27 protein-coding genes and 4 pseudogenes are annotated in these 25,015 nt (G+C 40.4%); 12 read left to right on the top strand and 19 right to left on the bottom strand.

Going from position 1 to position 25,015, the window contains the following annotated elements; translation table 11 throughout:
• Nucleotide 1: 1 nt before the first annotated feature.
• The 6 genes from MJQ52_RS01260 to cgeC all read right to left on the bottom strand — a co-directional run bounded on the left by MJQ52_RS01260 (nt 2) and on the right by cgeC (nt 4,863).
• Nucleotides 2–1,333 carry an aspartate aminotransferase family protein gene (locus tag MJQ52_RS01260; RefSeq protein WP_094247863.1) on the bottom strand — a complete coding sequence of 444 codons (1,332 nt, stop codon included), beginning with the start codon at nt 1,331–1,333 and terminating at the stop codon, nt 2–4.
• 267 nt (nt 1,334–1,600) lie between these two features.
• Nucleotides 1,601–2,047 (bottom strand): AraC family transcriptional regulator, encoded by a 447-nt coding sequence (locus MJQ52_RS01255; protein ID WP_014305226.1) that lies wholly within the window; start codon nt 2,045–2,047, stop codon nt 1,601–1,603.
• A gap of 137 nt (nt 2,048–2,184) precedes the next feature.
• Nucleotides 2,185–2,331, bottom strand: a complete 147-nt coding sequence (locus tag MJQ52_RS01250; protein ID WP_014418145.1) for a YjcZ family sporulation protein — start codon at nt 2,329–2,331, stop codon at nt 2,185–2,187.
• A gap of 78 nt (nt 2,332–2,409) precedes the next feature.
• The gene (locus MJQ52_RS01245) at nt 2,410–3,189 is read right to left on the bottom strand and encodes a GNAT family N-acetyltransferase (RefSeq protein WP_063636667.1); all 780 of its coding nucleotides are present in this window, start codon (nt 3,187–3,189) and stop codon (nt 2,410–2,412) included.
• A 38-nt stretch (nt 3,190–3,227) separates the two neighbouring features.
• Nucleotides 3,228–4,499 (bottom strand): glycosyltransferase family 2 protein, encoded by a 1,272-nt coding sequence (locus tag MJQ52_RS01240; RefSeq protein WP_094247862.1) that lies wholly within the window; start codon nt 4,497–4,499, stop codon nt 3,228–3,230.
• A gap of 64 nt (nt 4,500–4,563) precedes the next feature.
• On the bottom strand, nt 4,564–4,863 hold the full coding sequence (gene cgeC, locus MJQ52_RS01235) for a spore maturation protein CgeC (RefSeq protein WP_079891442.1): 300 nt from the start codon (nt 4,861–4,863) through the stop codon (nt 4,564–4,566).
• A gap of 211 nt (nt 4,864–5,074) precedes the next feature.
• Between cgeC and MJQ52_RS01230 the strand changes: the two genes are divergently transcribed.
• Together MJQ52_RS01230 and MJQ52_RS01225 are read left to right on the top strand one after the other, a co-directional pair.
• Entirely contained in the window at nt 5,075–5,506 is a 432-nt protein-coding gene (locus tag MJQ52_RS01230) for a hypothetical protein (protein ID WP_029326144.1), read from the top strand.
• Nucleotides 5,507–5,512: 6 nt separating this feature from the next.
• Nucleotides 5,513–6,469, top strand: a complete 957-nt coding sequence (locus MJQ52_RS01225; protein WP_094247861.1) for a CgeB family protein — start codon at nt 5,513–5,515, stop codon at nt 6,467–6,469.
• A gap of 49 nt (nt 6,470–6,518) precedes the next feature.
• Here the strand turns inward: MJQ52_RS01225 and phyC are convergent, their stop codons facing one another.
• Nucleotides 6,519–7,670, bottom strand: a complete 1,152-nt coding sequence (gene phyC, locus MJQ52_RS01220) for a 3-phytase (RefSeq protein ID WP_070081991.1) — start codon at nt 7,668–7,670, stop codon at nt 6,519–6,521.
• 315 nt (nt 7,671–7,985) lie between these two features.
• Between phyC and MJQ52_RS01215 the strand changes: the two are divergent.
• Nucleotides 7,986–8,405, top strand: a pseudogene (locus tag MJQ52_RS01215) (SDR family NAD(P)-dependent oxidoreductase); the annotation flags it as partial.
• 39 nt (nt 8,406–8,444) lie between these two features.
• Here the strand turns inward: MJQ52_RS01215 and sprB are convergent.
• Together sprB and MJQ52_RS01205 are read right to left on the bottom strand one after the other, a co-directional pair.
• Nucleotides 8,445–8,621, bottom strand: a complete 177-nt coding sequence (gene sprB, locus MJQ52_RS01210) for a recombination directionality factor SprB (protein ID WP_094247860.1) — start codon at nt 8,619–8,621, stop codon at nt 8,445–8,447.
• Between the two features lie 350 nt (nt 8,622–8,971).
• A complete protein-coding gene (locus tag MJQ52_RS01205) occupies nt 8,972–9,307 on the bottom strand; it encodes a DUF3221 domain-containing protein (protein ID WP_223883510.1) in 336 nt (111 codons plus the stop codon).
• Nucleotides 9,308–9,748: 441 nt separating this feature from the next.
• On the opposite strand from MJQ52_RS01205, the gene MJQ52_RS01200 reads away from it, so the two are divergent.
• Nucleotides 9,749–9,985: a hypothetical protein gene (locus MJQ52_RS01200; protein WP_063636671.1), complete on the top strand. Its 237-nt coding sequence runs from the start codon at nt 9,749–9,751 to the stop codon at nt 9,983–9,985.
• A 123-nt stretch (nt 9,986–10,108) separates the two neighbouring features.
• Nucleotides 10,109–10,483 carry a YoqO family protein gene (locus MJQ52_RS01195; RefSeq protein WP_094247859.1) on the top strand — a complete coding sequence of 125 codons (375 nt, stop codon included), beginning with the start codon at nt 10,109–10,111 and terminating at the stop codon, nt 10,481–10,483.
• A 238-nt stretch (nt 10,484–10,721) separates the two neighbouring features.
• Here the strand turns inward: MJQ52_RS01195 and MJQ52_RS01190 are convergent, their stop codons facing one another.
• Nucleotides 10,722–11,174: a hypothetical protein gene (locus tag MJQ52_RS01190; protein WP_094247858.1), complete on the bottom strand. Its 453-nt coding sequence runs from the start codon at nt 11,172–11,174 to the stop codon at nt 10,722–10,724.
• 350 nt (nt 11,175–11,524) lie between these two features.
• On the opposite strand from MJQ52_RS01190, the gene MJQ52_RS01185 reads away from it, so the two are divergent.
• The 3 genes and pseudogenes from MJQ52_RS01185 (at nt 11,525) to MJQ52_RS01175 (ending at nt 14,185) form a co-directional block, all read left to right on the top strand.
• Nucleotides 11,525–12,661, top strand: a complete 1,137-nt coding sequence (locus tag MJQ52_RS01185) for a Rap family tetratricopeptide repeat protein (protein ID WP_094247857.1) — start codon at nt 11,525–11,527, stop codon at nt 12,659–12,661.
• Nucleotides 12,651–12,833: a hypothetical protein gene (locus MJQ52_RS01180; RefSeq protein WP_003153655.1), complete on the top strand. Its 183-nt coding sequence runs from the start codon at nt 12,651–12,653 to the stop codon at nt 12,831–12,833. The genes MJQ52_RS01185 and MJQ52_RS01180 overlap by 11 nt, the downstream gene beginning before the upstream one ends.
• Nucleotides 12,834–13,159: 326 nt before the next feature.
• Nucleotides 13,160–14,185, top strand: a pseudogene (locus MJQ52_RS01175) (hypothetical protein).
• Nucleotides 14,186–14,244: 59 nt separating this feature from the next.
• On the opposite strand, the gene MJQ52_RS01170 reads toward MJQ52_RS01175, so the two are convergent.
• The 4 genes from MJQ52_RS01170 to MJQ52_RS01155 all read right to left on the bottom strand — a co-directional run bounded on the left by MJQ52_RS01170 (nt 14,245) and on the right by MJQ52_RS01155 (nt 17,561).
• Nucleotides 14,245–14,604 carry a hypothetical protein gene (locus MJQ52_RS01170; protein ID WP_003153654.1) on the bottom strand — a complete coding sequence of 120 codons (360 nt, stop codon included), beginning with the start codon at nt 14,602–14,604 and terminating at the stop codon, nt 14,245–14,247.
• Between the two features lie 212 nt (nt 14,605–14,816).
• A complete protein-coding gene (locus tag MJQ52_RS01165) occupies nt 14,817–15,275 on the bottom strand; it encodes an SMI1/KNR4 family protein (RefSeq protein WP_094247856.1) in 459 nt (152 codons plus the stop codon).
• Between the two features lie 15 nt (nt 15,276–15,290).
• Nucleotides 15,291–17,090 (bottom strand): T7SS effector LXG polymorphic toxin, encoded by a 1,800-nt coding sequence (locus MJQ52_RS01160; RefSeq protein ID WP_094247855.1) that lies wholly within the window; start codon nt 17,088–17,090, stop codon nt 15,291–15,293.
• A 36-nt stretch (nt 17,091–17,126) separates the two neighbouring features.
• Nucleotides 17,127–17,561, bottom strand: a complete 435-nt coding sequence (locus MJQ52_RS01155; protein WP_088412337.1) for an SMI1/KNR4 family protein — start codon at nt 17,559–17,561, stop codon at nt 17,127–17,129.
• Nucleotides 17,562–17,822: 261 nt separating this feature from the next.
• On the opposite strand from MJQ52_RS01155, the gene MJQ52_RS01150 reads away from it, so the two are divergent.
• The gene (locus MJQ52_RS01150) at nt 17,823–18,803 is read left to right on the top strand and encodes a thermonuclease family protein (protein WP_003153650.1); all 981 of its coding nucleotides are present in this window, start codon (nt 17,823–17,825) and stop codon (nt 18,801–18,803) included.
• A 138-nt stretch (nt 18,804–18,941) separates the two neighbouring features.
• Here the strand turns inward: MJQ52_RS01150 and MJQ52_RS01145 are convergent, their stop codons facing one another.
• The gene (locus tag MJQ52_RS01145; protein WP_070081995.1) at nt 18,942–19,262 is read right to left on the bottom strand and encodes a hypothetical protein; all 321 of its coding nucleotides are present in this window, start codon (nt 19,260–19,262) and stop codon (nt 18,942–18,944) included.
• 520 nt (nt 19,263–19,782) lie between these two features.
• Here MJQ52_RS01145 and MJQ52_RS01140 point away from each other — a divergent pair.
• Nucleotides 19,783–21,467, top strand: a pseudogene (locus MJQ52_RS01140) (recombinase family protein).
• A pseudogene (locus MJQ52_RS01135) lies at nt 21,443–22,063 on the top strand (polysaccharide biosynthesis protein); the annotation flags it as partial. The pseudogenes MJQ52_RS01140 and MJQ52_RS01135, both read left to right, overlap by 25 nt.
• 40 nt (nt 22,064–22,103) lie before the next feature.
• Here the strand turns inward: MJQ52_RS01135 and msrB are convergent.
• A complete protein-coding gene (msrB, locus tag MJQ52_RS01130; protein ID WP_007409536.1) occupies nt 22,104–22,538 on the bottom strand; it encodes a peptide-methionine (R)-S-oxide reductase MsrB in 435 nt (144 codons plus the stop codon).
• A 1-nt stretch (nt 22,539) separates the two neighbouring features.
• Nucleotides 22,540–23,073, bottom strand: coding sequence for a peptide-methionine (S)-S-oxide reductase MsrA (msrA, locus tag MJQ52_RS01125; RefSeq protein WP_003153641.1), 534 nt, complete (start codon nt 23,071–23,073; stop codon nt 22,540–22,542).
• Nucleotides 23,074–23,201: 128 nt separating this feature from the next.
• Between msrA and MJQ52_RS01120 the strand changes: the two genes are divergently transcribed.
• The gene (locus MJQ52_RS01120; protein ID WP_003153639.1) at nt 23,202–23,627 is read left to right on the top strand and encodes a MarR family transcriptional regulator; all 426 of its coding nucleotides are present in this window, start codon (nt 23,202–23,204) and stop codon (nt 23,625–23,627) included.
• A gap of 50 nt (nt 23,628–23,677) precedes the next feature.
• Here MJQ52_RS01120 and MJQ52_RS01115 read toward each other — a convergent pair whose 3' ends face one another.
• Complete coding sequence (locus MJQ52_RS01115) at nt 23,678–24,241, bottom strand: YpmS family protein (protein ID WP_003153637.1); 564 nt, start codon at nt 24,239–24,241, stop codon at nt 23,678–23,680.
• 9 nt (nt 24,242–24,250) lie between these two features.
• Complete coding sequence (locus MJQ52_RS01110; RefSeq protein WP_077722484.1) at nt 24,251–25,006, bottom strand: SGNH/GDSL hydrolase family protein; 756 nt, start codon at nt 25,004–25,006, stop codon at nt 24,251–24,253.
• Nucleotides 25,007–25,015: the final 9 nt, after the last annotated feature.

The raw sequence follows: 25,015 nt of genomic DNA, 5'->3' as shown, positions 1-25,015 counted from the left end.
CTCAATCCTTCTTCATCATTTTTTCAGCTTCTTCTGCGGACTGGGAAAATAGATCTGACAGCTCATCCAGCTCCGCATATGAAATCGTGAATGGCGGGGCGATAATGACGGCGTCTCCTTCTCCGCTGTCAATACCGGGCTTTGCAGGGTAAATAAGCAGGCCCCGTTTTTTTGCTGCTTTAATGATTTTTTCGGTGAAGGCCTGTTTTTTCGAAAAAACGTCCTTCGTCGTTTTATCCTTAACGAATTCAACCCCGATCAGGAGGCCTTTACCGCGGACATCCCCGATCACCCCGCTGCGGTCTTTGATTTCTTCTAATTTCCGCTTCAGCATTACGCCTTTTTCCTCTGACTGCCGAAGCAGCTCGTGTTTCTTGACATAGCGAAGCACTTCAAGCGCCGCTCTTGCACAGTATGGGTTGGCACTGTACGTATGTCCGCTCATAATGACCCCGGAGCCCCGCTTGATCGTTTCAATGATGTCATCAGACGCAACAGCTGCCGCAATCGGAGCGTAACCGGCGCCTAACCCTTTTCCGAGCACCGCGATATCAGGGGCGATCCCCCAATGCTCAGAAGCAAGCATCCGCCCTGTTCTCCCGAGCCCCGTCATGACTTCATCCGCAATAAACAAAATACCGTGCCTGCGGCAGACAACCTCAAGCGCTTCATAATAACCTGCCGGCGGAGTGATGGCCGCCCCGGCTGCTCCGACAATCGGCTCTGCGACAAAACCCGCGATAAATGAGGAACCGATCCGCTGAACAGCCGTTTCCAGTTCAGCCGCCGCAGCTTTCACAAATTCCTCTCCCTGCAGCTCTGAACGATACATATTAGGCGCTGAAACGGCCGGAAACCGTTCAAGCAGCTGGGTGAAGCGGTATCTCCGTTCGTAGAACCCCGATAATGAAAGCGCTCCCAAAGTAATGCCGTGGTAACTGCCCCATCTTGATAGAAAGACGGATTTTTGGTATTGCCCTTTTTCCTGCCAATATTGAACGGCTATTTTCATCGCTGTTTCGACTGCCTCTGAGCCGCTGTTTACAAAAAATGACCAATTCAGCCCGCCCGGCAGATGATCGGCCAGAAATAAAGCCAGTTCTTCTGCCGGAGTACTGGTGAATTGCGAGCGATACACAAACGAAACGGAGTCAAGCTGCTCTTTTAAAGCTTGTATAATATCCTCGGTGCCGTGACCGATATTGCAAGTGACCGCCCCCGATGCTCCGTCAAGATACTTGTTCCCCTCCTGATCATACACATATGATCCCTTTCCATGACTGACTGACGGATAATTTGCGTCAAGCTCCGGTTTGATTAAATAGCTCCCCATATCTTTCCACCTCGAAAACCCATTTGCTTCATTGTATGAACAGATGAATAACCGCATTCTTTCCTTCAAAAAGTTTTTTGCAGAAAATACCTTTCTGTAAAACAGGCTGCCGGAGATGTCCCGACAGCCTGAAGAGCGTTCTGGAAATTCTATTACTACTGTTGATTTTATTCTTTCTTCGGTTCTGCTATTTATCTGCTCAGCTCATCATCACATCATTTTTGATCTGAATCTGTATAAGCAGAAGGCGGAAAATTCCCGTCTTCTTTACTGTATGGGAATCAATATTTCACACAAATGATGATTCACCTTTTGTAAAGTATACCTTTCGATAATGGGCTGTTCTCTGATTGATAAATTATTTTTTTCGATCTCAGAAAAAACAGTGTTCCAAAATCCGCTGACTGCCTCTTTTGTATGATCAAGCAAGAAAACAGCGTACTTCCCTCCGGAAAATGTACCGATCCGGGCTGGTTCAGGCACATGGTCTTGATTGATAACAAGACAAACATCATAGCGGCATTTCTCTTTAGGAGTACGATTCGGATGATCTTGCGGAATTCCTAAAATGACAGAATAATCAAGCAGGCCATTCAATTGTGCCCAGTTTTTAAATGACTCCATCAGTTCTTTGTTTTGCTTTCCTCCATACTCTCCGACGTTTCGGAAATAAGCAATTCTGGATTCGGGTAATTCTTCAATCGTTATGTTCACATTTTCTCCCCCTTCTCCAGAAAGGCAATATGTATTAAAATGTTTTTCAAGCTGATTTTTCAGCATGGAAATAACAAAAAGCCTGCAGAAAGTGATGTTCTCTGCAGGCTGATTTTCATTATAGGATTTTTTTCAGTCTAACAAATAAAAGCCGCACCGACGATGATTAATAAAATAAACAATACAACGATCAGCACAAAAGTGCTGGTTCCGCCTCCGCAGCCGCCGTGCCCGTAACCATAGCCAAAACTGCCGCAACCGTAGCCATATCCGTATCCGTACATACGCAAATCATCCTTTCTTCTTACGATATACGGCATTGTATGCGGGCCAACTCCCAATTGGTTTATGCGAATGCCCAACTATGTAAGAAAATAATGAAAAATTGTATGCACGCGCCGAAATCTTTTGAAACCGAGTTTTTCATAAAAGCGGTTTACACCGTCCATCCCGGACGTCACAAGGTATACGGTTTCCATGCCGTTCAGCTTTGCCGCCGCCATCAGCTCATTCATCAATATCGATCCGTAGCCTTTTCGTTGGAATTGATCCAGAATTGCGACTTCTTCTATTTTTGCGGTTTTATCTGCTTTGTTGATGAAAAGCTCTCCGCAGCCGATCGGAATCGTTTGCGAGGCGTCGCTGTAGCACACGACAAGCATAACCGTTCCGTCCTTATACAAAGGATATTTCCGCTCAAGCTTTTGTTCGGCCGCCGCCTCGCCAATGTAAAGGGCATCATAGATGTTCATAATAGACGACCCGTCGGCGAGGCTTTTTTCCGTCCCCCAAGCAGTGAGCGGGTGTCCTGCCTGCAGGTCCCCATTTGCCAGTTTCCTTGCAAAAAACAGCTCATCTTCCACTACGCAGCCCTGCTTTACCAGAGTTTGTTTCAGAAGAAGCGGAAATGCGTGCTCCGGAGACGCTTTCACATGAATATAATTGGCTTGAAGCATGCCCGGAACGGACGAAAAAAACGGCAGCAGTTTGTCTAACGGAAATGTACGGTGCAGCTGAACAAAGTTATGCGAAAAAATCTGCGGCAAAAAAGGGTCCGTATATACACTGAAATGCTCGAACCTCTGAATGCCGGAAGTAAGCTCTATATACTGCTTCTCGGTTTTATCAAATTGATCGGTCATAAAAGCTCTCCTTTTCCTTACACATCCGACTGCATCTCTCAACCTTTTGTTATATTGAGATTTCTCATAATTTCATCGTACACCGGATAGAACGGCATTCCAATTGGTAATTGTTTAATTTGCTGAAAGGAAATGGGTATCGCCTTCTGATTCGCAAAAAAGCGTTTCGCTACATCATGACTGATCGGATGGAGAACCCCTCTCAAATAAACATAAAATTTCCGTTCAATGCGAAACAGCATTCTCCCGGGCAGATGTTGAATACAGCCCGATGCCCCCCGGCTGATCGGCGGACCGTCCGGAAGCGATTGTATTTCGGCCCGTTCTAAAGCCGGAATGTCATGCCGTTTAAATCGGTAAAAGCGAAATGCGCTATGATCAACCAGCCTTTTCTCCCCGTCTTCTATAAAATAAACATGAAACTGATCCCTGACGAGCTGAAAATTCGGAATACTGGCGGAGTCCTCTTCCTCATATTGAAATAAAAACGGATCCGGAATGACGACGGTTCGGCCTTCATATAACGTATGCCAGCGCTCGTTTACAGGCTTCCTTTTATTTCGGTCAAGCTGATATACTTTCTGATCCGTCCCCTTTACAAAGGATCCGTCGATCAGGACAGACGGAAGCGATTGATACGTGTTCTGAAATGAGTGGGGTGTTTTATAGGTCGTATCCAACACTTCTTTTATCGGCAGAAATGATGTAAATGTGTTGAGCCTGCTCCAAAAAACAGAGTCTCCGTGATTCCAATGGATAACATCTTCGTCCCAAAAGCTGCCGAACTTCTCTTTCACACGCTCAAGCAATGATCTCCGGTGCATCACTGAACAGTGATCAACGAGAAAAGCGGCCTGATCAAGCACCTCTTCAGCGAAACGATAGAAGTGGAATTGTTCTGTTCCGCGCCCGTTTACATGTATCACCTTCTGGCTGGAATAGACGGCATCAAACTCGCTGCATTGATTAAGCGCTTCCGCCATGCGGCTGAGCCTATTCGGATGAAATACGGTGTCGTCTGTCAAATAAGTGATGTATTCGCCTTCGGCCCGTGAAAGCGCATCATTAATCAAAACGGCATACCGGGTCGACTTCAGCCGTTCGGCCGGATTGATAAAACTGTTGTCATAATATATGCGAGGATCTTTTATATACGTACTGATGGCAGCCGAGGTTTCTTCATTTGAATGATCATCCATCACAAACAGCTCCCAATTGCTGTAGGTCTGATGCAAAACACTTTCAATCGCCTGTTTCACAAGATCCGGTTTGTTGTAACTCGTTAAGATAATTGAGATCTTCTTTTCCATCCCATCACCCCTTCTGTAAAACGTAAAAAACGGCTCCGAAAGAGACAGAGCCTGATATCCGTTATTAAAAAGCACCCCAGCTGACGATGCTTGAAATCGCGACGTTTGATCTCGTATTATTGAGCGGATTTTGAAAAACGGCCAAATCTGACAGCACTTCTTTGACAATTACGTTCTGCAGTGTGCTGCCGTTAATCAGATTGACGCGCGGTACAGGAACCCCAAGCTCTTTTGCCATTATAAGCTGACGCCGCAAATCTGAATGATCTCCGGACGGCTGATGAGATAACAAAAGAAGAAGAAGCAGTACGAGCTGAAATTCCTCCTCAAAACCCCCGTGTTTTACAGTTTCTCCTGAATCCAAAATATTCCTCTCCTTCATTTTTTTAATCTATACAACGTATGTCATACTCTTACAATCCGCATAGGCAAACAAAGCCTGATTCGAAAATTCAGCTGTTTGATTAAATATTGAAAAAAACACAAGCAAAACGGCATTCGACTTATACCAATCTCTTCAATCAGGAATATGAATAAACGTGAGGTTGAAATTGTTAAAGGAGGTGTATGTCCGCATGAGCGAGGATCGTTTGGAGCTTAAAAAGAACTTATTGAAAACTCTTTTAGCCCCTGTATTTGACAACAGCGCTTTATCTGGCGGCACAGATGGAGGAGATAACGTGAAAAACAGCGTAAAAGAATTATTGGAATCGGCAATTGATGCAAAAGTAGATGAAGCAGCGGCGAAAGACAGTCTCAGCGCACAATCTGTATTGGGAAGCGGTATTTCATTAGCGGCGAGATGGATTTTTGCAAGAATTCAGCCCGGCACTGTCATCAGCATTGTGATGGATTCAGGAGACATGATCGGCCCGGTTCAATTTGTTGCCTTTGACGAAATTCACGGAATCGTTTTTGTTACGCAGGAAAATTCCGTTACACCGGCAGGCTCTGCTACAACATTGCTTGACGTCGACAAAGTTGAAAGTGTCACGTTCACTTCGTAACAGCATATGAACGTTTTATATATCCGTTCAGGATATAAAGGCATATACACGTATTTTGACCGCTGGATCGAGGAAGGCTTTTTACAGTCTTCCGTCCGCTTTTTTTCTGTTTCTGAGTTTGAGGAAGATACCATCAGCAGTATACGGGCATTCAAACCAGACATCAGTCTGATGATGACGGGAGACCGTATTCCGTCTGAATGGCTTCAATGGCTGAAGACAGAACAGATTCCCGTTTATCTATGGATGACGGAGGATCCTTTTTATTTCGATGTGAGCATGACAATCGCCCCGCTTGCCGATGCCGTTTTAACGATAGAACAAAACGCGCTTGATGCTTACCGGCAAATGGGCTTACAGCACGTATATTATGTCCCGATCCCCGTTAATCAGCGGCTTTTTAAGAAACAACCTGCTGAAGCCTCTCTTCACACAAATCTGCTTCTGATCGGATACCCGTATCCGAACCGCGTTGAACTGGTGAAAGCAGCGGCGAAGCTTCCGTATACGCTTCGTATTATCGGGAAGGGATGGCGCAGACATCTGCCTAAAAAAATCGCCAGGCAGCAAAATGTGCTCGTAATGGATGAATGGATTGAACCCGAACATGCCGCATTATATTACAACAGCGCAGACGTGGTCTTAAACCCTCACCGTTCTTATCGGTTTGCGCTCAATCAGAACGGACGCGGCATCGAAAATACCAGTTTAAATACGAGAAGCTTAGACATTGCGGCTTGTCAGGCCTTTCAGCTGACAGACCTTTCTCCCGCGCCCCCGTTTTCATCATTTGTTTCTTACAGCGGGTTTGCGGATTTTGCGGATAAGATCCATTTTTATATGACAAACCCGGGTGAACGTAAACAAATCGCGGCGCTTAATTATCAAGAGACAGTACCGGCGTACACGTATGACCGGCTGCCGGCTGTGCTTACGGCTATCCGTTCCAAGACTTTCTCATGAAACGCTCTTCACATCAAAAAGCAGCTTGGATAAGCTGCTTTTTTCATGTTTATTTTCCGCTTCTGTCAGTCAGTTTTCTCGGGTCAACCTGTTTATTGACCTGCGGATGAAAGCCGATTTTATCAGCGATTCTTTCCCATGGCACCATTTTAAAATTTTGATTGGCCTTTTGGCCGTGATCTATATTCTCTCCGTCCTGTGCGACAAAAAGACCGAACGGATATTCAGGCCCCAGCCCGAAACCCAGAACGTCAATTCCGTCTGTATCGCTTGTGCCGTCTGTTTCAGGCCCGTCTGTTATCTGAAAGTCCGCAACATATTTGTTCTGTCCCTGTCTTTCATAAATCGCGTAGCTGCTGTTACCCTGGCTTGATGCAAGCAGATAACCTTTCCCGTCAGCAGCGTAGTAAATCGTCAGTCCTTCAATATCAGGGGTTAAATGCCTGCCGTCGGCACGATCGATAACCGTTCCGTTACTGCCGCCGTCCGGCTCAGCACTGAACTTCCAGATGGCCTCATCTTCTTCTGCGATATAAAGACTGCCGTATTCATCGTCTGCTGCCATTCCTTCTGTCTGAGAATTCATTTTAAACGCCCTTACCTTTTTGCCGGATATGTATCCATTTTTATCCGCATTTAATTCGTATTGTTCAAATTCGCCTTCTTTCCCTGTCACCATCGCGTAATATTTTCCTGTTTTTTGACTGTGGTACAAGCTGAAACCGTATACTTCATCAATTGCTGATGCAATCGGGCGGTCTGGATCCGTAATGCTTTGTAATGTGCCGTTTTTCCCGTCAATGGCGTAAATCTCAATGGTATTCTTTCCTTCAGACCGATTGGATGCCGCCGCAATATCGACTTTTTTTCCGTTCAACGGAAAATCATAGCGGATATCAACATTGTTCAGCTTCCCGGTATGATAGGAATGAAGCATCTTTCCCTCTAGGCTGTACACGACTAAGCCTGATTTTTTATTGGTTGTGATCAATTTGCTGTTCTGAGGATTCTTGGGGTCGAGCCAAATCGCAGGATCATCAGCTGCATCACCGGCTGTATCAACCGGCTCCGTTTCCGCCGCCGCATTCACGGTAAAATGATAAGGATCAGACAGCTTATGTTTGGCCTGGGAAGAAACCGCACTGCATGTGAGCATCAATCCGGCTGCCGCGGTTAACAAAAGTGTTTTTGAATGATTCATTTTCCATCCTCCTTTTATGAACGTGCACTTTAATTGTAAAATACATACAGGAAGTTCAGTGTTAAGTTTTTGTGAAGATTGTCCGCATGTGAGAATTTATGGAGAGAAAAAATTGACGTGGACAAATATTTGAAATGAATATTTAGTACAATGTTTTATTTGTGATTTCTATTCTATTAATCGGGTAAAGCCATATGAAAGCGCATCAGATTAATGTTTTTCTCTAATTTTTGATTTATTGGTTTCTTTCATTAACTCGCTGAAATTGTTCAACATATGATGCATGGTAGAGAAACGAGAGTTGGAGGATAAGCCATGCCTAAACAGCAAGCAGTAGAGCTACAACCGTTTTTTCACGATAAAACTGTTCTCGTCACAGGCGGAACAGGATCAATCGGAAGCCAAATAGTAAAACGCCTTTTGCTCTTAACCCCTAAAGAAGTCATTGTGTTCAGCAAAGATGACAGCAAACAATATGTGATGAAACAAAAATACGCGGATGAACAAAGACTGTCGTTTGTGCTCGGCGATGTTCGTGACTACAGAAGAGTCAACCAAGTGATGAAAGGTGTTGATATTGTCTTTCACACAGCTGCGCTGAAGCAGGTTCCGACATGTGAGGATAATCCCTTTGAAGCCATTCAAACCAACCTTATCGGCGGACAAAATGTCGCAGAAGCCGCTTTGCTGCAAGAAGTGACGCATGTGATTAATATCAGTACCGATAAAGCCGTTTATGAAGATACTTACCACAAACAAATCAAAAAAAGAAGCCTACTCTGCACTCCTTTCCAAAGCAGCCTCCAATAAATGCTGAGCAAATTGTTTATAAAATTCATCTAAGTCATTACTCGCTTCATCCTGATCTATATAGCGGATACTGTAATTATCTTTATGGACAACCTTTATTGTTTTCTTCTTTAATTCCTTATAACGTTGGTAAGGTTCCAAAACTACACCCCCGCTTTCACAGGAGTATTATATGTATGTAATGGTTCGTCTCTTGACTGTTCTTTCTTTATCAAAGCCTCGCAAGCTTGTTCAAATGTATGATCAGCGTTCAGTACCGATCTCTTCGCATATGAATATGGGAATGCTGGCTTTATTCAAGGTGCCCAGTCATTCAAAATGTGTTCTTGACATATGCCTTCTCTGCACCTGAGTCAACAATCGTCAAATAAATCCCGGGGCAGGAATAAGCCACCGCGAATGAAGAATGACGTGAGGTTTGAAGACATTATCTCGGTTCAATATGCCGCTTCAGTTTTGCAGCGGTATTTCTGAGAATTAAAGAATAAACACTAAATACTTTCAAACTTTGAGATATTTGTTTTTGGCGGTGAAGATTCATTTAATTTTTTATACCAAATACGAATTTTTTGTCCTTTGCTCAAGTCATCTTTATTGTTAAGCTGACTAAGTCCCAGTAAAACTATATCCGATCTATACTTTTCAATAATCTCTTTTTCACTAAGATTTTCATAGTCTTTAACATCAGCTTTTTCATTAGGTATGAGAATTGCTTGATTCTCTCCTTTTAAAATGACATAGCCGACCATAGTTTGCTCAGCCTCCATAAAATGTTTGTTATGTTGGTTTTGACACCCTAATGTTATACATAACAAAATTAACAGCATTATAAACACTCTATACAAGGTCAAACCGCCCTTCTTGCATATTTGTGAAAAGAGTAAAACACTGTTTTAGGAAATGACAGACTAAAACGACTCATTCTTATGGAACACGGCGAGGTCTTCACCAACATAGAACCGCACAATTGCATCATGAAATATTCAATTGGCTGATCAACCACAACACCTTCTTTAAGCGATCTAAGTTTAGGTAAGGTCTGACTTATAAGTCTATACAGCCTTTCCGCGTAATCATTTTGCTTATCTCTAAGCAGGTTAAATTAGCTAAGGATATGTACAGTTTTTCAGACATGTCCAGCTTGTCCTTGAAATGCCGGATTGCTTTATCTTGTTCTTGACGTAAAATGTTTATCATTTAATCATGCTGACTTAATATAATGTTTAAGTGTTTTTATATGGGGGAATATGTGTAAGGAGGCGGTTTATTTGAAAAACGATCAGAAAATAACACTTGAATCTTCTTTTGCGTTATCCACTCTTATTGTCTTACTTATTGCATTGTACCCGTCCTATTCTTCTTGGTTTGTCACAATATTCTTTTTAGGATTTGCACTAATATACACATTTGAAAAAAAGAGCAAATCTTCAAAACTAATTGCTGTTATCTCTTATCCATTATTTATTGTTGCGTTTGTTTACAGCATAATAAACAGCATGTCATGATCCACTCTAAATTTGTTCTTAAAATTACGATTTTAAGTTAACTTTAAACTGCATTATGTTGAGAATATCACCTTTAATTGGTAAGCTGACACCAGATCATACTTATCCAATGAAGGTGAAATCATGAATAAAATAATCGGAATGACCGGATTAATTATCTCCTTACTTGTGCAAGGGTTTTCAGCAAGTGATTCATTGACTCATAAGATCGCCATGGCTTGTCTATTTTTGTTCTTATTGATTTATAATTTTAACCATACTAAGGAGTTCTCTAAAAAGTCTCTCGCTATTATAGGCGCTTCCTTTATTGTGCTGATGCTTGGAATTTATCAATTGCTCTTTTTTACTGAGGATTACTTTGAAAGGGGCGGTTTGAATTTTGGGTTTATCCTCTTACTTGAAATTGTTTTAGTTATTGCATTAGTGACTGCTGCGCTGAGTTTAATTAAGCATATTGCAGACCGCTTAAGGAAAACACCTGATGGTAAAGAGCGTTGACTCTTTGCCTTTTTTTAGCTAACCACTTCTTTTTATGCCGTCTTTCTATGTACAAAATCAAACGCAATGCAATATCGACTTTTGCCGGCTCTCTTCTGTCAAATGATGAATTGACTTCAGGCACTCCATCTTAACGAACTCTTCATCATTTTTTACCAGAATTTCTCGAACAATTACCTTTTTTGACAATTTACAAAAGATCAAGCGCACTGCTCTCTTTGATAAGAGCTCTACATTTCTAATAGCAAGATTGGATATTGTTTGTTAATACACTCGGCCCCAACTTTTGCGTCTTAGAATTTGAAAGGCGTACTTGCACTTTAACATTTGTCATTTCAGCCGATATGGAATCAATCCTTCCAGCCCAATTAGGGCTCTCTTTCTCGGGAGTCGGATATAGTTTAAATCGCCAACTGATCTCCCCTGTTTTGGAGGCAAATCCTTCATAACCGTCGTAGCTTCCGTAAGAAGATGGCTGAGGAAGGTGGACAGCAAGAATACTCATATTCGTTCTCGCAGCACTTGGCGGGTATAACTGCACTTTATAGATTAGGGCCGCACCCTTCGCATTTTTCAGTTTTTGATTTACCGGTTCGAGTACTGTACTACAAGGCATTGGACTTGCTTTTATTTGAGTTGGAGAGGCAATAACAGCAGCCAATAAAGGTATAACCAAGATAAATCGTTTCATCTAAATTCCCTCACATTTTTTTGTTAATTTCCCTTACTCCCGCCTTGAATATTCATCACTTTTGAATGGTTAGCTTCATTAAAAAGGCAGTACTGGAGCTACTAACGCTGCCGGTGAAGATGGAAAATCAGCATATGAATTAGCCGTTCAGCAAGGTTTCTCTGAAACATTAGATGAGTGGCTTGCCTCACTGAAAGCAACAGGAAATTGATCATATCTCCTTCTCGAACGAGGGGGGTTCCATCGCATTCCACACCGAATTGAGAAATTAAGAAAAAACACCCTTCCCAACATATTACATTATGATAAAATATTACATAATCAGACGAAATACTAGGAGGTTGATTTTTTTGGAGCAATTGATCTCTTCTTCAAAGGTTGGCTTAAAAATCAATGAATGGTACAAATATATAAGATTATTCAGTGTTGCAGATGCAGAAATTCTAAAGGGTGAAATTGAACAAGAAATAGAGCATATGGAAGAAGATCAAGATTTATTGTTGTACTACTCTCTCATGTGTTTTCGACATCAATTAATGCTTGATTACCTTGAACCAAAAACCATGAATGAAGAACGACCTAAAATTTCAGACTTATCAGAAGAGATCGAAAGTAAACAAAGCGATCTAAAAGGAATCCTTGAATATTATTTTAACTTTTTTCATGGGATGTATGAATTTGAACAGTACGAATATCTTAAAGCAATAAGTTTTTACAACCGAGCTGAAAAGAAGATATCTATTGTCCCCGATGAAATAGAGCGAGCTGAATTTCACTATAAAGTTGCTGAAGTGTACTATCACATGAAGCAAACCCACATGTCTATGCATCATATTGTTCAAGCAATAGAAACCTACAAAGCACACGAGACATACTCAATAAGAGTAATCCAATGTTCATTCGTCATCGGTCTGAATTATTTAGACATGGAGTATCCAGAAAAAGCAATACCGCATTTCATGAATGCATTAAAACAAGCACAAGAAATTGATATGCCACGGTTAATAGGTTCTTCTTTGTACAATCTCGGTTTATGCTCATTTACAACAGGACATATGGAGAAGGCATTGGAGTATTTTAAAGAAGGCGTCTCAATTTATCAAAGTAATTCTCTTCACAATTCTAGCCGACTGCTTGACATACTTCTAATGTTGGCAAAAACGCACTTTAAATTATTCAACACGGTTGATGGAAAACAGGTTTGTGAACAAGGTCTTATGCTGTCAAAGGAGTTGAACGATGACGTATTAGGAAAAATGTTTGATTTTCTTATGGGTTTATTCGTTGAGAATGACAAAGAACGACTTTTTAAAATCTTAGATTACTTAGAATCAAAAGCTATGCTTTCAGATGTGGAAGACCTAGCGACTGATGCAGCAATGTATTATAATGTAAATGAAGACCATAAAGTAGCTACAGCCTTTTATGAGAAAGTGCTTTATGCCCGAAAACAAATTCAGAGAGGGGATTGTCTTTATGAAATTTAAATTTGCATCGGCTTTTATCTTTTTGGTTATCTTACTTGGGCTTGTTGGACATTATCTTCTTGACGGCCACAAAGTTTTTAAAGAAGCCCGAAGAGGCCACACAGCCAGTATCCATATCGCGCTTGATCACCATAATGACTTCTCAGCGGAACGCCGAGGGCAAACCGCATAAATGTTTTGGCACTCCCGCATAGGGGGTGTTTTTTTATGATCTGTGTTCACCTGTAGAGCTCTATGCAATGCTGTCCTTCATAGTAAAACAGGTAAGCCTTATTCATAGCTGCAACCAAAAAAAGCACAAATAAATAGTATTGCTCTAATCTTGTGTGGCAATCATACAAAAACACAAAAGGAACCGACCTAGACAGTAATGGAGGCGCACTTTTCACACCTGCAGATATTGACCGCTCATCAAAAACTGTCTGCTCCTAATCATTTACTTTGCAGATTTATTCTGCAAGTGTCTTTTTATTGTATATAAAAGATAAGGAGCGTTATATGAAAAAGTCTTATGTTTTATATGGGATTTCAGGAGTTCTAATTGGTGCAATAGTTATATTGTTGATCAATGCATTCTTTATAAATAAAGGTGAACACTCTGTACGTACTTCTAAAATTAATCCAACCGAGGATAAAATCTTTTTTATCTATTCAAATCCACTCATCAAGAAAAGCGTACTCATATCCACATCCCAAGGAGAAAAATTCAATAAACGATACTTTAAGGTACCGGATATACCATATATCCAGAAAAAAACCCCCTCTTCAGACGATATCGTCTTGTTAGCTGAACATGAACCATATTATTACACATTAAAAAACAACACCATTAAAGAACATAAATTATCCAATCCATTTGCTTTTTGGTATCAAGGAGAAGATATTTCTGTAAAAGCCTATAATGTCGACACCAATGGAAATGAACTGAAAGTAAATGATAAAAAGTTCAATAAAAAATATAGCCTGACTTTGCCTACCCTCGTAACCATGGGAGGAAGCGATGATAATGATAAGTATATTTACGTCATTCAAGGAATGTCTTTGTACGTCATTGATAGAAAAACAGAAGAGATTATTAAAACGATTGGATTAGCTTCCTATGGAGATGTATTTGATCACTCTGAAAAATATGTTGTGGCTAGCTCAGAACATGAACTAACTGTAATCGAAAAAGGATCATGGAAAGCAAAATTCATAAAATATCCTGATGATCTCGAACAAGCGGACGCTATGTATTACGACAAAAAAAGCGGTAAATTTTACGTTACATATATTAACAAATTCGGATAAACCTGCTTACTTGAGTACGATAAAGATTTTTCTTTTGAAAAATTCGATTTAAAATTTCCGTATTATGAATGCAAAGTTTAAAGATCAAAAACTTTATGTGATTTCACAAGAGGAAAACAAAAAAGGCATTGGCGGCTATATGGGGATTTTTGATATCCGTACTAAAAAGAAATTTAATGAATTTGATTTGCCTAAAAAGAAACAAAAGTGCAGGACTTTATGGTTTTAGATTAAACATCAAGAATGAGTTGCAAAGCAAAAGCCCCTTCCTGAATAGGGGCTTTAATTTTAAATTAAATAGATGTTTTATACGCGTTAATGGCTTGATTTCTCAAAAGCATATTATCTCTCGTCACCATTCCAAGATTGTATGCTTGTTTGATGATATCCAGCACTTGATTATCAGTTTCAGTTACAGCTCGTCCCCCAGTTATTCTGGACTTCCAGTAATCAAACTGGTGATTTAATTCCGAACTGCTTTTAAGGTTTTTATTATCAACTACTTTGCCATTCTCCAGCGCTTCTTTGAATTCATTAAAACCAATTGAACATTGCTGATTCGAACTAATTCCTGCACCTTCTGTCGCTAAACTGCAAAACGCTAAAAATTTCGGATCTTTCGTGATATTGTAAGAGTTATTTAGACCTTCCATAGCATTCACCCTCTCTCAAATTTTGACGGGATGTGACCAACACCATGCTCTTTTTATTTTATGCATTTCTTATTAAAGAGATACACTATAACCAGTTTGTATTTTACAGTTTGATTATAACAGATCAAATGAAACCATTGGAATGATTTACAAAAAATTTGTTTATTGGATAAAAACATTTTTTATAGATTACACAAGTGTAATCCTTCGACTTAATCGTCCCAGTCTTCATCATCGATCCAGTCGTCTTTCGCTTCTTCAAGCTCTTCTATTAAAAACTCTAGGAATGTGCTACCAACTTGTTTACCATATCCCTCTTGGTTATCCCAAAGAATGACGGGGCATTCACTATTTTTCATCTTGTTAGTATCAAGACAATAAGAAAATTCATCTACATATTCGATAACTACGAGACCATCGGAAAGGTTATAATACTTTTTATATTCATTGGTCTGCTCGACAACTTCAGCACCGTGAGAGTCATAACCGAGTATCATTGTCCCGTATGCTCCCCCTGAACCATACTCAGTCAAAAACCATTTATAGCTGTCCGGAAGGGTTACATTAAGATCCTCTTCTATTTCTTTAATCTGATCTTCAGTAACACCTCCTGTGAGAATTGAATTTTCTTTATTTTCATTGAAGAAAGTTTTCACTTTTGAATAATCCATTAAACCTTCACCTCATTATTTTTGGTTCTCAAATTGCTGAGCTCTCCATCTCCAATACTTTCTTCTGAAACTTTTATATTGTTTATCAAGTACTGGGTCACTTCTAAAACTCTGTCCATTCCCTTTCAAACCATGTAAAACATCACTGTACTTATTATGCCAGCTTTCAGGTATCTCGAGCATATTTCCAGGTTCTTCTTGAATCAAGTGATGCAAATTAATTTGGGTTCCATCTTTTGCAAACGGAGCGTTACCATTTTTCATCAGTTGAAGATTCGTAAGGCCTTTCCGATTTTTTTGATTAAGATCAATATCTTTCATTGTATAGACTCTACGGCTTACATCTCTAGGCTGTCCTTTAACTTTTACCTTACCGTCTATTTCGTATGCTTCATATTTTTCTTTATTTAACCAAGGGACATTTACTTTCTGGCCTGTAAATGGCTTTCTTGTTTCATCTAATTTCTTTGCATTAATAAAAAGTTCATTTTTAAGGTTTTGGCTGTCAACCACATTGTATGGTACGTCACCCGACAGAGCAAGATCATACTTAGAGTTATAAGGAAGCAAATCTGCAACCTTAACGTCTTTAATTTTCTTCCCTGCCTGTCCTGCTTTGTTTATGACCTTCCCCGCCGCATCTGCTTTGTTAACGGCTCCTGCGCCTTTCGTTCCGACGACAGCCACAGCTGCTGAACCAATTGCATATGACACCCATCTTGATCTGGAGTAAGCATCTCCGTTCACCATATCTTTTTGATACGATTCCTCGATTGCTGCTGAAACAGCATCATATGTTTTAACTGGATGAAGTACTGCGTTTCCCAGTGCTGACAAGGTTTCTCCCGGATCGATTATGAAGTCCCATAGACTGGTTACCGTGTCTTTCACGACATCATATAAACCAACGCCGGCTCCTTTTAATATATCCCAAGTCACTTCTCCGGCTTCTTCCAGCTGTTTTGCTTGTTCAAGCTGAATGACATATTGCTGCTGAGAAGGTTCAAGGCTTTCATAGCCGATCTTCTTCGCAATTTCCAAATATTCATCCGGATCAGTTACAACGTCAGCGAGCTTTTTCTTCAGATTCTTGATTTCCTGCTCTTTCGCCTCTTTCTTCTTAACCGTCAAATAAGCATCTGAATGTCTTGCAATCTCGCCTTTTTTCTTATGTATATCGCTTTCCTTGTACGCCTTGGCGTTATAGTGAAGCGGAGTGGCGTTTTTTCCTTTGCCTGTGGCATTTTGAAGCTGTTGAAAATCAGCTTGAATGAAATGTTCATTTGCCTCGGTTTCTGCATATTCTTTCGTTAGATCATGATCAAGCTTGCCGAGCTTATGTATGGCCTCATCCCGTTTTTTATCTGCTGAATCCAGCTTTTGATCGACATCTTCTGTCGAGAAAACTTCTAGTTGAATGATATCACTGATTTCATCAAGGATACCTTTCATTTCATTGCGCTGCTCCTGCATGATGGCTTGTGATTTATTCTTCGCATGAATCAGCTCATGTTCTAAAAATGACTCTTCCACAAACGAATCGGTCAATCCGGCATCAGCTACTTTTCCTGAAATGCTGTTAAGAAAAGCAATCTTCATATCGATCAAATCAAGCCAGCTGTCTGTGACACTAGCGTGATCTTGGAAAAAAGCTTTAATGTTGTCAGCGCCTTTGCCTGAAAACTCATTGTCATCTAAGTCAGCCATTTCCTGAAAAGCTTTCCTGAGATTGATAAATTGTTCTCTAATCTGATCGTATTCTTTCGCCCGCTTTTCCGCCGCTGAAATGAACGAGGCTGCTTCAAATACTTTCATAGCTGTCTCCTTCCCACTTGATTTTATCTAAACTTTCTATTCTGAAACATATTTATAATACTCTTGAGTTTTCGGGCTCACTTCCCAGTATTTTGTTCCATTTGAAGACACTAACATGTCAAACCATACCTCAAAGTTAGAGTCTAAATATACCGTATCTTCAATGTCATCAATTGAATCTAGATACAACATATACTCTAATCCCTTATTTGATTTGTTTGTGTCAATAACATACCTGCCATCATAGTGGTATCCAATTAGGACATAGCCTTTAGGGAAGTCTTGAACTTCATTAAATTCAATTATCCCTTCTGTGCTAAGAAGCTCAATACCATTAAACATTTCCATTCCGTTGTGATTGAATAGGAACTCTTTATAATCATTAGGCAAAGTTATCCCAAGCTTTTTTTCTAAACTGCTAACTTCGTGAGGACTGGCCGGATCTCTGAATTGAAAAGCAGCGTCTTCCATGACATGCCCCCCATGTTGGAACATAGGAAAAGTTCCGTATTTAGAAACAGCATCCTTTATTCCATTAAGAGTCATGTGAATTAACTTCCCTTCTTCCATATAAATTCCCTCCTCTAATGTTTAGACCACTAAATTTTACCTCAAAACTGTATTTGAGTGTCTTAAAATGCCAAAATGGAATTTACAATCTTTGGTTTTATATTTATAATTAGGAAGGTTTGTCCGATATAGAGACAGAACAAACAAATTGGGGGAATTACATTGAAGAAATGGCTGTTAGGTATTTGCGCATTATCTTTAAGCTTTTCTTTGGCCGCGTGCGGGTCTGATTCTGATTCTTCAGATAAAACAGATTCAGACAAAGCTAAAACAACGCAGCAAGAAGAAAAGGATGTAAAAGAGACAAAGGCAGACACTCAATCAAATGACAAAAGTACTAATGACAACAATGAAAAAGCCGAAAATGCTTCAAAGAAGGATTCGTCGGATAAAAAGGCGTCTGACAAAAAGAAAAGGCTGGTCGATGTAACACTTAACAGAACAGTTGATGGGAATACGATTAAAGTAAACTATAAAGGCGAAGTCAAAACGGTTCGTTATTTACTTGTTGACACGCCTAAAACTAAGAAGCCAAACTCTTGCGTACAACCATATGGTGAGGAGGCTTCAGCAAGAAACAAACAGCTGGTTAACAAGGGAAAACTTCAACTGGAGTTTGATAAAGGAGATCGTACAGACAAGTATGGCAGAATGCTGGCTTACGTTTATGCAGATGGCAAATCAGTACAAGAAACACTGCTTAAAGAAGGATTAGCACGAGTAGCTTATGTATATGAGCCAAACACGAAGTATTTAGACACGTATAAGAAAGATGAGCAAGCTGCGAAAGATAAAGACTTGAAGATTTGGAGTAAGAATGGGTATGTGACTGATAAAGGATTTAATGGCTGCGCAACGAAACCGAAGAAATCAGTAAGTGTATCTAAGCCGGCTCAAAAGTCAGTTACAACACACCAATCCGAGACACATAAATCGAACCCCAGCAATTCAAATTCAAGCAGTTCAGCATCAAGCAGCTCTTCTAACTCTGCACAAGCCTCCCCTTCTGCTGGAGGAACAGAACACTTTGCAAACTGCACAGAGCTGAGAAAGAAATACCCGCATGGCGTACCAAGCACTCACCCTGCTTATACATCTAAGATGGATCGCGATAATGACAACTTTGCATGTGAGAAGAATTAATAATTTTAGAAGTCCTCTGAGGCTTCTTTTTTTATTTGGATACATTCAAATCTAAACAAAAAAACCACAGAGCGTGTGAGGGACTCTGTAGTCTATAGTGGCTGATTAAACCCCTATGATACATCAATTAGGATTTTATCAAAACTTTTCTTTTAAAGATAACATCATCTCTGTCTCAAATAATGCCTGCAGCAGTTCATCTATATTAATTTCGTTCTGCTTGTAATTATTCTTTTCATAAGTACGAATAATTTCTTCATATTCTGATCGATTATCTCCTTTAATGGAGCTAATTCCAAGCTCTTCACCATATCGGGTAATGAATAATTGCTTACTCATTTCTTTCGCTTTATCATTTTCATAATTACAAAATGCACCTGACAACTGGACGAGAAAAGTTTCGTCTTCAGAATTTAGGTTATTTTCGTTACACCAGTCTACAAAACGATTTCCAGTCATGGTATCACCTTTAATTTTAGTATTTAAAGAACAAGATAATCTGCAGCAAGGATGATATATTCTACCGCCATGCCAATTGTTTCAGCAACTCCTGCGCCAACTGCACCTTTAATAACTGGTGGAATTTGTTTTCTTGCCATAGCAGCAACCTCTTTAGGAGCTCCGGTTATACCTTCGAGAACCTTACAAATTTTGTTTGTGTTTTTAATAATCTTGTTTACCGTGGACTTTCCGAACATTGTACCTAAAATGAAGTCAGCCCTACGTTTGAAACCGTTCAAAAATCACTGCGGTGATCAAATATTCATTCACAATTTAAGATATATTTACTACACAAAAAAGACTGTTTTTGAGACAGTATTAGATGTTTTTAATCTATATATCCGTTAGAATAGATCAATATTCAAACAATACAATCCTTACAATATATTACGTTATTTTCGTATTCAATGTCAGACAGAATATTGTACGAATACTTCTGTTTTTACAGTAAATACAATAAAGAGGAGGTGCTGATTTTTTGGAGTTAAAAAACATCGTTCATTCTTACAACGTTACAAATATTTTGGGTTATCTTAGACGCTCTCGTCAGGATATGGAGCGGGAAAAAAGAACAGGCGAAGATACGCTAACAGAACAAAATGAACTCATGAATAAAATACTGAAGTCGATTGAAATCCCCTATGAATTAAAAATGGAAATCGGGTCAGGAGAAAGCATTGAGGGTCGCCCTGTTTTTAAAGAATGTCTTAAAGACCTCGAGGAAGGCAAGTACCAGGCAATTGCTGTTAAAGAAATAACAAGACTCAGCCGCGGGAGCTACAGTGATGCGGGACAAATTGTTAACCTTCTTCAAAGCAAGCGATTGATTATCATTACACCATATAAAGTTTATGACCCTCGAAATCCTGCAGACATGCGTCAGATTCGTTTTGAATTGTTTATGGCCAGAGAAGAATTTGAAATGACCAGAGAGCGTATGACAGGCGCTAAATACACATATGCGGCACAAGGGAAATGGATTTCCGGACTAGCGCCTTATGGATACCGGTTAAACAAAAAAACATCCAAACTAGTCCCAGTCGAAGAAGAAGCAAAAGTCGTTCAATTCATCTTTAACATCTTTTTAAATGGGTTGAATGGAAAAGATTATAGTTATACAGCGATTGCTTCTCACTTAACAAAATTACAAATACCGACTCCATCAGGAAAAAAGCGCTGGAATCAATACACAATTAAAGCAATTCTGCAAAACGAAGCGTATATCGGAACTGTTAAATATAAGGTTAGGGAAAAAACAAAAGACGGTAAACGAACAATTAGACCTGAAAAGGAACAAATTGTAGTATCGGATGCACACGCCCCTATAATAGATCAAGAACAATTTCAACAATCACAAGAGAAAATTGCAAACAAAGTTCCCTTGCTGCCTAATAAAAACGCATTGGAATTAAGTGAATTGGCAGGCGTATGCACTTGTTCTAAGTGCGGTGAACCATTATCTAAATACGAAACTAGGCGAACGCGAGAAAACAAAAACGGCACGGAAAGTGTGTATCACGTTAAATCACTCACTTGCAAAAAGAATAAATGCACTTATGTGAGATATAACGATGTTGAAAATGCCATTTTGGATTACCTCTCTTCTTTAAGCAACTTAGATAATAAGACTTTAACAAAACATATCATTTCGATGATTTCTAAATACGAAGACGTAAATAGTAATGTGAAAACAAAGAAGCAAATGTCTGAACATCTTTCACAAAAAGAACAAGAGTTAAAAAACAAAGAGAATTTTATCTTCGAGAAATATGAAAGCGGCATTTACACTGATGAACTTTTTTTGAAAAGAAAAGCTGTTTTAGATGAAGAATTTAAAGAACTCCAGATTGCCAAGCATGAACTCAATGGAACTCAAGAAGCGCAATCAGAAATAGACAGTAATACAGTCAGAAACAACATAAATAAGATAATTGATCAATATCACATTGAAACAAGCACAGAGAAAAAGAACTCACTATTAAGAATGGTCTTCAAAGATGTTATCGTTACGATGACACAAAAAAGAAAAGGGCCAATTCCGGCTCAGTTTGAAATCACCCCTATCCTGAGGTTTAATTTTTCGCTTTCGATCTCACCGCCACTGATAGTTCCTCAAAATGCAGTAAATATCTTAAAAAACCGATAAAGCCGTTTCCCCGGTAAACACAATGGGGGCTACGAAGCTGTTGTCCGAGAAGCTGTTTCATCAGGCAAATCATCATGTTCAAAACCGCGGTACGGTGTTTTGTTCGGTCCGCTTCGGCAATGTGCTCGGTTCACGCGGTTCCGTTATTCCTATTTTATTTGAGCAGTTGATGGCAGGCGGTCCGCTCACCATTACGGATAAAAACATGACGAGGTTTTTTATGTCGATTGATGACGCCGCAACGCTCACCCTGCAATCTGCGGCGATTACAAAGGGCGGAGAAACGTTTATTTTTAAAATGGAATCCCTGAGGCTTGAAGAACTGCTTCACGGGTTTGAAGAATATGCGTTCCGGCATGGACTGCCGCGGCCAGCCGCTGTTGAAGTGGGAAAACGCCCGGGTGAGAAGCTTCATGAAGAACTGACCTCTCCTCATGAGACGGAATCTTTATATGAATGGGGCAATCTTTACGCGATATTGCCGGATCCCGCCAAACATCCGGAATTTCGGAAGGTCAATCTCCCCAGATATCAATCCGATCAGGCGCCGCTCATCACAAAAGACACAATCGTAAAAATTATTGAACGATTACATGAAGAAAAAAAAACATAGAAAAAAGGCCTGTCTGATAGGCAGGCCTTATTGCTGAGCTCTATTTTTCAAATAAATGCAGGCAGGCTTCATAGCCCTCTTCCTTCAGCTTGTCTTTCGGAATAAACCGGAGTGCCGCAGAGTTAATGCAATAACGGAGACCGCTTGGCCCCGGGCCGTCATTAAATACGTGGCCTAAGTGGGAGTCCGCTGTTTTGCTTCTCACTTCCGTCCGGATCATCCCGTGGCTTGTGTCCAGTTTTTCGTCAACCTCTTCTTCCTCAATCGGTTTTGTAAAGCTGGGCCAGCCGCAATGAGAATCGAATTTATCCAGAGATGTAAACAAGGGCTTTCCTGATACGATATCAACATACAGCCCCTCTTCTTTGTGATCCCAGAATTCATTTTGAAACGGCGGCTCCGTTCCGTTATTTTGCGTGACTTCATATTGCATGCGGTTTAATGATTTGATTTTTTCTTCTTTATTAAAAGCCATCTTATCTGTCCCTCCAATGCTCATCCAGAAAGCCTTGACGTCCGGAACCTACACGGTAGCGCCCGTAGTGATCAGGATTTTTCTTATAAAAGTGCTGATGATAGCCTTCCGCTTCATAAAAAGGCTCAGCCTTTAAAATGTCTGTGACGATCGGCTTTTTAAATATGCCGCTTTCTTCAAGCTGTTTTTTTGAGGCTTCAGCGATTTGTTTTTGCTCATCATTATGGTAATATATCGCCGCCCGATATGAACTTCCGCGGTCTGCAAACTGGCCGCCTGCATCAGTCGGGTCGATCTGCTGCCAAAACAGCTCGACAAGCTTTTCATACGGATAAATGTCAGGTTGAAATGTGATTTGAACGGCTTCTCTGTGTCCGGTCGTTTCACTGCACACTTCTTCATAAGTCGGATTCTCAGTATGACCTCCTGTATAGCCGGACACCACCTTTTCAATCCCGGGCTGTTCGTCAAACGGCTTCACCATGCACCAAAAACAGCCGCCTGCAAATGTGGCGATTTCTTTTTTTTCTGACATACGGGTGCCCTCCTTTGTTCATACGTGGTATTATTATATTATAGCATGTATAAACAGAATAAAAATAATTCTGCTCTCAGGGGAAGCTGAACGAATGCCACGCTGACTACATATTGGAGGTTCATGATTTGAAAGTAAGGACACAAATGATGTATGATATGGAAGCTTTGCTTCGAAAAGTGTTTAAACAAATCAGAAATGAAGTTAATGAAATTCTAGATAAAGAGCTGTCCAGGAACGAATTCACCATTTTGCGGATTCTCAGTGAACAAGGGCCTAAAAAAGTAACGGAATTCGCCCCTATTCTTGAGGTCTCCGCAAGCCACATTACCGCAGTGACCGACGCTTTAGTAGAAAAGGAATGGATCACCCGCATCCGTTCTAAAGAGGACAGGCGAATTATCAGAATCCATATTACGGAAGCCGGGGAGAAAATTGTCGATCATTTCAACCAGAAAAAAACAGAATACTTTTTTAAACGGTTTGACTGCTACTCTGATGAAGAGCTTGCGACGTTAATCAAACTGTTCAGCAAGCTAGACAAAAAACGCTGACACAAAAAAACACAAATCCCTGAAAGGATCTGTGTTTTTTTTATGAAAACTTATTGTTTCGGATGATAATAGGAAAATTCAATTTCATCCGTATCGAGATTGATTTTATCCGCTTTTACATACATGCCGTTGTCTAAAGGCATTTCTGACAGACGGATCTCGATGCTTTTATCCCCGGAATGAACGTGCACAAATGACGGGAGTTCGTAAAAGCTGTCCATATAATTCAGCACAAAGCTGATCGGCAGGCTTAATTCGCCTAATGAAAACTTCGTCACTTTCAAAACCACATCTCCGTTCTCCTGTACGGACGGTTCAAATGTGACGACCGCGTTAATGGAGGTTGAGAATGCTTTGATTTTACCTGCCACGTGCACATCGTTATTGATGTCCACTTTGTAGTCAAGCTGATTCGATGCCTTCTCTTTTAAGTACGAATTCACAAACCTGGCAAGTGATTCTTTGGAGCTTGTGATATGAAAGCCGTACTCACTTTTTGTCTGATCTTGTATTTTCGCCTGCTCTCCCGGCATAACCAATAATGTCACAATTACCGCGGCGGCAATCACATTGAGTGCGAGAAGAACAAAAAACAGCGATTTCCACTTTTTCATCATTTCACCCTATTCTGCTGGTAACCCTTGTTTTTCTATGATGCCGTATAATCGGTCGGCGATGAGTGCATACCCTTTTGCGTTCGGATGAAAATCATCATCCTTTGAAATCCGTCTGCTGCCGCTTTTTTGACTGAACAAGTCTTCAACATTCACCGCAGCGGCGTGGGGATCTTTTTCCAGCTCTTTTGCGGCGATCTTGTTCCAATCCGTCACAACCCCATTAATTTCTTTTAATTCAGGCAGCGTAAACGTGAACGGATTATACATGCTGACATACACCAGCTCTGCGTTTTCATTATATTTGCGGATTTTTGAAATGATCGCCTTGAACCGTTTTTCAAAAGGTTTCTCTTCCTTTTGGAACGGCTGAACCGTCAGCTGCATCATATTCTGGCGGAGCACCTTCATTAAGTCATTGCCGCCGATGGTAAAAAAGATATAGTCGGCGCTCTTTAATGATTTCTGCACTTTTTTATTATCAAGCTTTTCCAACAGGTCCGACGTTTTGTCGCCCTGCACCGCATAATTTTTAATATCTACCGTTTTCACATGTCCCTTTTTCTTAAGAGACTCCGCTGTCTTGCCGACGTATCCTGAACCGTCAGGATCTCCTACTCCTTCAGTCAATGAATCACCGACCGCAGCTATGACAATATGATCTTTCGTTTTCGGTTCTTCAGCGTCAGAACCGGTGCGCTGGACAGAACAAGCTGATAAAAGCAAAGCCAGTCCGGCGATCAATGAGAACATTCGCAGCTTCAATCTGGTTGC

It is taken from the genome of Bacillus sp. jun7 (assembly GCF_051034795.1).
Lineage (GTDB): Bacteria > Bacillota > Bacilli > Bacillales > Bacillaceae > Bacillus > Bacillus velezensis.
The sequence above is the reverse complement of the archived record's forward strand: the minus strand, read 5'-3'. Positions and strand labels throughout refer to the sequence as shown.